Origin of the sequence: Elstera sp., from assembly GCF_044372965.1 — a bacterium.
GTDB lineage: Bacteria > Pseudomonadota > Alphaproteobacteria > Elsterales > Elsteraceae > Elstera.
Genome location: NZ_JBILQX010000175.1, coordinates 1 through 7628 on the forward strand (window position 1 = coordinate 1; position 7628 = coordinate 7628).

The following is a 7628-nucleotide window of genomic DNA, read 5'->3' on the forward strand; positions in this document are numbered from 1 at the left end:
TCTGCCGCAGGCGGTGGCTTCAGGCGTGCGCCGCGCGATTTATGAACCAGGGCTTGAACCATTGGGGCGGCAGCGTCAGGCAGGATAAGAAGCAGAGCGGTTCTGTCGTAATCGCTTAACGCACCGCGCGCACTCAGCGTGCCGGTTTCAAGGTTGACTCTCACCCGCCCGCTTGTCGCAAGCTCGATCCTTTCCTTATGCTCAGGGGTATTCGCCTCGGGCGGAATCGGCTCCTCCACAGCGTAACCTTCAGCTAAACCCGGCAAGGGTTCCTCGGTCGCCCGCACAAGACTTTGCGCTTCCACCCGTTCAAAGCCATTGGCAACCAGACCGTCGCGCAGAGTTGTTGCCGCCGTTTGAAAGCTGTTCGTGGTGGCGAAGGCATAGGCGCGGTTTAGCTCTTCCCGCTTCTTCCGGCGCGCGTAGGGCATCCGGAGAACCCGGCCCAAAATCTGTTCTACGGCGCGGGGCGATTTCTGTTCTGCGACCGAGCAGAGAACATAGGCGAAGGAGCAATCCCAACCCTCCCGCAAGGCTTGCTGGGTAATGATGAACCGCAGGCGGCAGTCTCTCTCGAAGAGATTTACCCCATCGATCTCGCGGGCGTCACCCGTTGCCAGGGCAATATGATCCACCGGAACCCGGAAATCTTCCACCAGCAGCTTCTTAACCTCTTCGGCGTGAAGCGTCGGCTTGTCCTTCGATTTTGCTTCCGCCTGAATCAGCATGACAGGGCGCACAAATTCCCCGGTTTCAGCCTCTTCTGCACCCGCCAGTGTCACTAAGTCATCCAGCCACGCGATTGCATCGCCAATCGTCTCGCGCGGGTCCGGGCGACCGCGCAGAATGATCGGCAGCTTAATCATGTCCGCCGCCTTCAATTCAGCGGCAGAGACATGATGCAGGATGTTCGAAGCATAAACCCCCTTTTCGGGGTTATGCTCCTCTGGCGTTACCGGCGTCGCGGTAAACTCGACAATCAGCGATGGATTGAGCCGCGCCAGCGTATCGAACGACAGGCTGGTGCGGGCATTATGCGCCTCATCGACAATTACCATCGGGCGGCGTATCCGCAGCACATTCGCCAAGGACGGCACCGGCTCCCCCGAGGGGCCAAGTTCCAGCTTACTCCGCACGGCTTCGGCAAGACCGGAGAAATGATCCATCAATTCGCCGTTCGGGTCATAGACCTTCCGGCCCTCGGTTTCTTCCACCCGGAACGCCTGAATGGTCGCCACGATCACCACCGCGCCGCCATCGTAATCGGCCCGCTTGGCGTACAGGGCTTCGGCGGCGCTCATGATCCGCACATTCTCCCCAAAACGCTCTGCCAGGGCGCGGCGGTTTGAATGGGCGCGGTCTTGCAGCGATTTAAGCGTCTGGTCCCGAATGGTCTGCGACGGCACCAACCACAGAATCAGCGGCGTATCGGTTCGCAGAAAACTATCCGCCGCCACCGCGACCGAATGGGCTGCCAAGATGGTTTTACCGCCCCCGGTTGGCACACGCAGGCAAACATAGGGAAGACCGGGCAGCGCGGGCGGACGCACGAAGGGCCGCCGCGTGACGGCATAGAAGGCCGTATCGGCGTCATCCAATTCAACGGTTTTGGCAAGAAAAACGCGCAATGCGTCCAAACAGGCCCGCTGATAGGGCTTTAGGGCGAACACGGGCAAGCTCATTAACGATCATCCTTAGGCTTTTGCGCCGTCTTGGCCCTACTCAACTGCTTTCGAGTCGCGCGCTCAAAGTCATTTTCATAGGCGCGGTCTTGGATGACCCGAAATTTAGCGTATTCCGCTTCCGCAAGCGCCTTGGCAACCTCGTGGGAAACAGTGCCCGCATTGGTTAGAACGTCATATTCATTGAAGGTGAGGAAAGCATCCAGTTTTTCCACCCAATCCTTCATGTTCATAGGGATGCGCCGCGCCGCCTGATTTTCGGCATAGTCGAGATACATCGATACGATCCGCTCTAACGCCTTGATGGTTTCCGCATCCAGGTAGTTTTTGGCAACGCTGACATCGGCCTTCAGGATTTTCCCATCCGGCGCATTCTTCCAGGTTTTCAGCCCCATGCTTGGCTTTGACGAATCGGCACCATCGGCCACAATTTGCGCCGCCGTTTTGCCGGAAACGGCCCAATGCAGCTTGTTTTGCACGGTCTTGAAGAAGGTTTTGGTAACATCCGAGTCCTTGTCGTAATCGATGCTACACTGCTGATATATATCGGTAATTTTAAGATAGAACCGCCGCTCACTGGCGCGGATTTCCCGGATACGCTCAAGCAGTTCATCAAAATAATCTTTACCGAAGGATGCGCCTTGTTTCAGGCGTTCATCGTTCATGGCAAAGCCTTTGACGATATACTCGCGCAGTACGGCGGTGGCCCAGATGCGAAACTGCGTCGCTTGCCGGGAGTTTACCCGATAGCCCACGGCGATAATCGCGTCCAGGTTGTAATATTCCACCTCGCGGGAAACCTCGCGGGTGCCTTCGGTTTGAACTGTTCGAAATTTTCTAATGGTTCGATCCGCGACCAACTCGCCCGACCCAAAAATTTCTTTCAGGTGATGGTTGATGGTGGGAACGGTGACATCGAACAGTTCGGCCATGCGTCTTTGCGTGAGCCAAAAACTCTCCTCCTCAAACAGCACTTCCAGCCGGGTTACGCCGTCAGGACCAGCATAAAAGAGAATTTCCCCTTCGCGTGGGGCCGTACCGCTCATCGTTATAGCCCCTCAATCTGGTAGGGCACCTGCTTGAAGGTGACACCGAGGGCATTCAGCCGGTCATCGGGCAGGCTGCACCCTTCGGCATAGACGATCCGCGCGCCGGTAAACCCCTCCTCCGGCAGCGGTAGGGTCTCCAGAACCGCCGCCGTCAACACATTCCCCGCCGCCGCATTCGGCACCCCCACACTGTCCGCCGCATGAAGCAAATAAATCGCCCGCCCCTGGAAGGTGCCAATCAAGGGCGTTGACCCATCGGCCCGGCGCGGAATTGGGGAGCCCGTTTCGCAGAAAAAGACATGGGCGGCTAAATCGGGGTAGGTAACGGAGGGGCTGACATTGCCGTAGGCATCGAAGAGCGGTTCGCCGAGGGTGCAGTAGCGGAAGCCACCGCCTCCTTCCCATACAACGCTTTCCGAAACGCCGCCCTGCTCTCCGTCGATAACCTGCTTCAAGCGCGGGACGCAGTGGGTAACAGCGTGTTCACCCATTTCTACAGAAATATGCGTCCGCCCCATCTTGTGAGCAACAGCCCCAGTCGTGCCGGAACCTGCAAAGGAATCCATCACTATGTCACCGGGACTGGTCGCTATGGACAAGATGCGCTGCAACAACTCTTCCGGCTTCACGGTATCAAAGGGTTGTACCGTAGGGAGCAATTCGGTTTGATGGGCTTTCGCCTGACGAGAAGTCTTAACGTCCGATAAGATCGTAAAATGGGGGCGTTTTGGAGTATCTGGAGCAAACTCCCTCGTATAGGGCACCCAGACTAATTGGTCGCCTTTAGTCCGCTGCTTCCAAATCAGAAGACCTTTTTTCTCAGCGCCACGGACTCCCTTTTCACCAAGCGCCCAGCACGCTTCTCGACCATCATCATGGACCGGATAAACCGTTGAACCGTCGGGTGCCGAGAGGGGAAAGAACATACTCTGACGGTCCGTTCTAAGGCTGTTTTTTCCATTCTTTTTTAGAAGCCTATCACGGTACAATCGCCCATCTTCGTCACGATTCGTATACCCATCTAAAATTGATTCAGCATCGTGCTGACTAAAATCCGCTTCCCCCTTTTCCTTCTCATAGCATAAAATAAACTCATGATCCGGAGTAATTGGAACCTTATTATCATTTGGGCTATCAACTTTTTTCCAAATGAACGTTGTTTTAAAATTTCTTCTACCAAAAATCTCATCACAGATTGTTTTTAAGCTAAAAACCTCATTATCATCTATAGAAACCCATAAAGAACCATCGTCGCTCAAAAACTCTTTTAACAATCTGAGACGTGGATACATCATGCACAGCCACTTATCATGACGAGATAAATCTTCCGCCTCTTTCCCGACTACTTTCCCCAACCACGCCCGAATTTCCGGGGAGTTGACATTGTCATTATAAATCCACCCCTCGTTCCCTGTATTATAAGGCGGATCGATATAGATGCATTTCACCTTGCCCGCGTAATAGGGCAGCAGGGCTTTGAGGGCTTCCAGATTGTCGCCCTGCACTAGGAGGTTCCCGGCGTCCGGGTCGCCTGCACTTTTGCTTTTATCGCAGTGGATAAGGCGGTACGGCACGTCGCGGTGATGGTTGATAACGGCGCGCTTCCCAATCCAATCCAGCGTCGGCATTCTTAAATCCTTACCCTATCACTCGTCTCCGGCGCGCATACGTCCGGCAGCGGGAGGGTAAGCATAGGCGCGTTCGGGAAGGAAAGGGAAAATGTGAGCGCACGCCCCAAAACCCCCCCTTAGAAACCCCACAGGCATCCGATTTTAACGTGTTTTGACGGTCTGTCACGGAAAAGCCGAAACGGCGGTGGCGTGCGGGAGGAAAACAAAGCAATCCCCTCCAAGATATAGATAGTAGTAGCGGCAGCGTTACCAGTTGGCGGGATTCAAGAACCGCAGAAAATCTATGTCCGGCCTATAATTCGCGATATTTTGCACGGCACTTAGTAACGCAAACGCTACCAGATCAGTAACGCCAGCGATACCAGCGAACGTGAATTTCAAACCCCCGAAACCGCCTGCGTTTCCGCCTTCTCTGAGGGCGGCGCGGGACGGCGTTTCCAAAGATCGGAAGCCGCAACCGACACTCCAGTTTCCCTATCGCGCGTGTGCAGGAAGGTTAGTTCATACCGGGCAATCTGCCGCATATAGCCTTCATCGGTGCGGCGGATCAGCCCGGCTTCGATCAACTCTAACAGCGCGGGGCGGATCGAATTACGCCGAATGCCCAAGCCTTCTAACTGGTTATAGGGGGCAGCAAGCCGCCCATTCTCGGTGCCCGCGTGGCTCATGTGCTCTTCCAGAAGAAACATGAAAATGCGATAGGCATTAACGGACAGTCGCCGCGCGAGGATATGCTGAACAACCCCGCGCGGAACCTGAACGAACGGCCCTTCCATCTTTTCATGTTTCCGCGCCGCCGCTGTGCGCTGGTTAGATGAACGCCCCCGAGCATCGGGTTTTCGATGTTGCGGTGTCATGCCGCAAGCGCACGCACCGCCACCAGGGAGGCGACAAGCGCCTTAATGTCGTCGCTGGATTTACCGGCAATCCGCGCGGCATTCAGCGCCCGAACCTCTTCCGCGCACCACCCTACGGCGCGGGCCGTGATCTTAATGGGAGGCGGGAAAAGCCCCGCCGGGATTGCGGCATAAATTGAAGAGCGGGACTGCCCCGTAAACGCGATAACCGCCGACAAGCGCCAAATTTCCGAAGCCATGCTTCAACCCTCTTCGGACGTTGCGATACGCCAAAGGTAAGCCTGGGACGGAGGGCAAGAATAGCGGGGGAGGTTTAGAAAACCTCGGCTCGGTGGGTCTCGAACTTGGGGAGGGGTACAGAAAGAACCTAGGTAATGGTTTATATGTGGGTTAAGGAAAAATGACGCAATATCATAAACTTCAATCCTCTGAGGTTCCCCCTGGGGTCGGCGGCGCACCGCCCTTAGTGTTCCAATTGGCGACGATAGCGATACTCTCAATACTCTTTCGGACGGGCATCCCTTCAGAATCCGTTAGTCCAAAATGGGCGGCATTTTCGCGGAGCCATCGCATAAGAGTTTGCTTGGGCGAGGTTCCTGGAACCTCGACCACGTTCACCCAAGCAGTCACCGCAGCCGCAAGTTTAGCCGCATACCTCGGATGATCGGGATTCAGATAGTCGGGGGCATCAATCGCATCGGGGAAAAAGAAACTTGGCCTTGCTCCCCGCTTTGCAAACCAACTCTTCAACGAAGAAACAGAAAGATAAATTGTGTCATACTCATTTTCAACTACACCATAAAAACCCGTTTCTGGGTAACTCTCCGCCCTAAACTCTATCTCTTTCCGGGCAACCGCCCTCGAAAGCGCATTCTCAATGATTCTGATACATTCGCTGTACTTTTCCCCTGACGAATCGACGAACTCTTCCACGACAAGCCGAGCCGCCTCCTCAACTGTCAACTCATCGTGCAGCCGCCAAAGATCGTTTGCTGTCATCGCCATCTATCGCGCCCCATTGCCCGCAAGCACAAATTGCGCCCATTCCCGCATCAACGCCGTGCGCTTGTCAAAGTGATCCGTCCGCAGATAGGCGGCAACGGTCTTGTCGCGGATTGCATGAGCGAGCGCCGCTTCCACAACGTCCGGGGGCGTTGCTGTGGTCTCAGCCGCCCAATCGCGGAAGCTGGAGCGGAAACCGTGCGTAGTAATATGCTGGTCATTCTCCATGCGCCGGAACGTCATCGTGAAGACGGTATCGGATAGCGCCGCCCGCGTGCTGGGGAAGATCAAATCGCAGTCCGGGCGCTTCAACGCCTGCGCTTGCCGCAAGACCGCCACCGCCTGCGGCGAGAGGGGAACGCGGTGCAGCCGCCCGGCCTTCATCCGTTCGGGCGGCAGGGTCCAAACCGGCGTCGCGCCGTCCAAGTCTGAAATCTCGCTCCACAACGCCCCGCGCACTTCGCCCGACCGCGCCGCCGTGAGAATGAGAAATTCCAGAGCCAGCTTTACCGCCGCCCCAGCCGCACAGGCGCGGATTTTATGCAGGAAGGCAGGAAGCTCGGCATAGGGCAAAGCGGCGAAATGGGTTTTTTCCTCGGTCTGGCGCGGCAGGCCCTTCGCCACCGCCGCCACCGGGTTCGGGTCCGTCCGCCAGCCTTTCGACAGGGCGAAATCAAGCGTCATCGAAATGCGTTGCCGCACCCGCCGCGCCGTTTCCGGTGTCTTCGTCCAAATCGGCGCAAGGGTTTCTCGAACCTCCCCCGGCCCGACCTCCGAAACCTTCTTCGCCCCCAGCAGCGGGAAGACGTGGGTTTCCAGCGTGGCAATCCATTGGGCGGCGTGCTTCTCGTTCTTCCAAGTGCCCTTACGCTCGTCAAACAGCAGGCGCGCGGCTTTCTCGAAGCTGGGAAGCGCCCGTTCAGCCTTGCGTTCAGCCAGGGGATTTTCGCCCATTTCGATCCGTTGTCGCAGGGCGTGGGCTTTGTCGCGCGCCGCCGATAGCGTGATTTCTGGGTAAGAGCCTAAACCTAGATCGCTCCGGCGCTTGTCAATGGTTGTTCGCAGCAGCCACCGCCCCTGTGCCCTGCCCCCTTCCGGGCGCACGGTGATCTTCAGCATCAGCCCGCCCCCATCGTAATAGGTGCCCGGCGCGGCGGATCGCAGACCGCTATCCTTCAATTTGGACGTGACGTGATGGGCCATTTCTTATTCCCGAACCAATAGCCACCCCACACTTTACCCCACATTTTTTTCTGGATGGGGCTGGAGCCTCTTGGACAGTATCGGAAAATATGATAGCAATATCAATAGGATATAATTTTCCGAGGGTGTCCGAGAAAGTCCCGAAAACCCTTAGTTCAACGGACTCCCCATCCGCCAAATTTTCTCGTAAGCGATTGAATTTGT

7 protein-coding genes are annotated in these 7628 nt (G+C 56.3%); all 7 read right to left on the reverse strand.

The features are described 5' to 3' along the window. Positions 1-1682 (reverse strand): DEAD/DEAH box helicase (locus ACIQ36_RS16625; protein ID WP_395831358.1); only part of this gene is annotated, 1682 nt, incomplete at its 3' end. Beyond that, the gene (locus tag ACIQ36_RS16630) at positions 1682-2728 is read right to left on the reverse strand and encodes a virulence RhuM family protein (RefSeq protein ID WP_395831360.1); all 1047 of its coding nucleotides are present in this window, start codon (positions 2726-2728) and stop codon (positions 1682-1684) included. The genes ACIQ36_RS16630 and ACIQ36_RS16625, both read right to left, overlap by 1 nt. A gap of 2 nt (positions 2729-2730) precedes the next feature. Then, entirely contained in the window at positions 2731-4359 is a 1629-nt protein-coding gene (locus ACIQ36_RS16635) for a site-specific DNA-methyltransferase (protein WP_395831362.1), read from the reverse strand. A 380-nt stretch (positions 4360-4739) separates the two neighbouring features. Then, positions 4740-5138, reverse strand: coding sequence for a hypothetical protein (locus tag ACIQ36_RS16640; RefSeq protein WP_395831364.1), 399 nt, complete (start codon positions 5136-5138; stop codon positions 4740-4742). A 77-nt stretch (positions 5139-5215) separates the two neighbouring features. Further along, positions 5216-5458: a helix-turn-helix transcriptional regulator gene (locus ACIQ36_RS16645; RefSeq protein WP_395831366.1), complete on the reverse strand. Its 243-nt coding sequence runs from the start codon at positions 5456-5458 to the stop codon at positions 5216-5218. Positions 5459-5639: 181 nt separating this feature from the next. Next, positions 5640-6224 (reverse strand): hypothetical protein, encoded by a 585-nt coding sequence (locus tag ACIQ36_RS16650; RefSeq protein ID WP_395831368.1) that lies wholly within the window; start codon positions 6222-6224, stop codon positions 5640-5642. After that, positions 6225-7424, reverse strand: coding sequence for a tyrosine-type recombinase/integrase (locus tag ACIQ36_RS16655; RefSeq protein WP_395831371.1), 1200 nt, complete (start codon positions 7422-7424; stop codon positions 6225-6227). Between the last annotated feature and the right edge of the window lie 204 nt (positions 7425-7628).

Coding starts and splice junctions, on each gene's coding strand:
- ACIQ36_RS16640 (WP_395831364.1), bottom strand. CDS start 5,138: ATGGAAGGGCCGTTCGTTCAGGTTCCGCGCGGGGTTGTTCAGCATATC.
- ACIQ36_RS16650 (WP_395831368.1), bottom strand. CDS start 6,224: ATGGCGATGACAGCAAACGATCTTTGGCGGCTGCACGATGAGTTGACA.
- ACIQ36_RS16645 (WP_395831366.1), bottom strand. CDS start 5,458: ATGGCTTCGGAAATTTGGCGCTTGTCGGCGGTTATCGCGTTTACGGGG.
- ACIQ36_RS16635 (WP_395831362.1), bottom strand. CDS start 4,359: ATGCCGACGCTGGATTGGATTGGGAAGCGCGCCGTTATCAACCATCAC.
- ACIQ36_RS16655 (WP_395831371.1), bottom strand. CDS start 7,424: ATGGCCCATCACGTCACGTCCAAATTGAAGGATAGCGGTCTGCGATCC.
- ACIQ36_RS16630 (WP_395831360.1), bottom strand. CDS start 2,728: ATGAGCGGTACGGCCCCACGCGAAGGGGAAATTCTCTTTTATGCTGGT.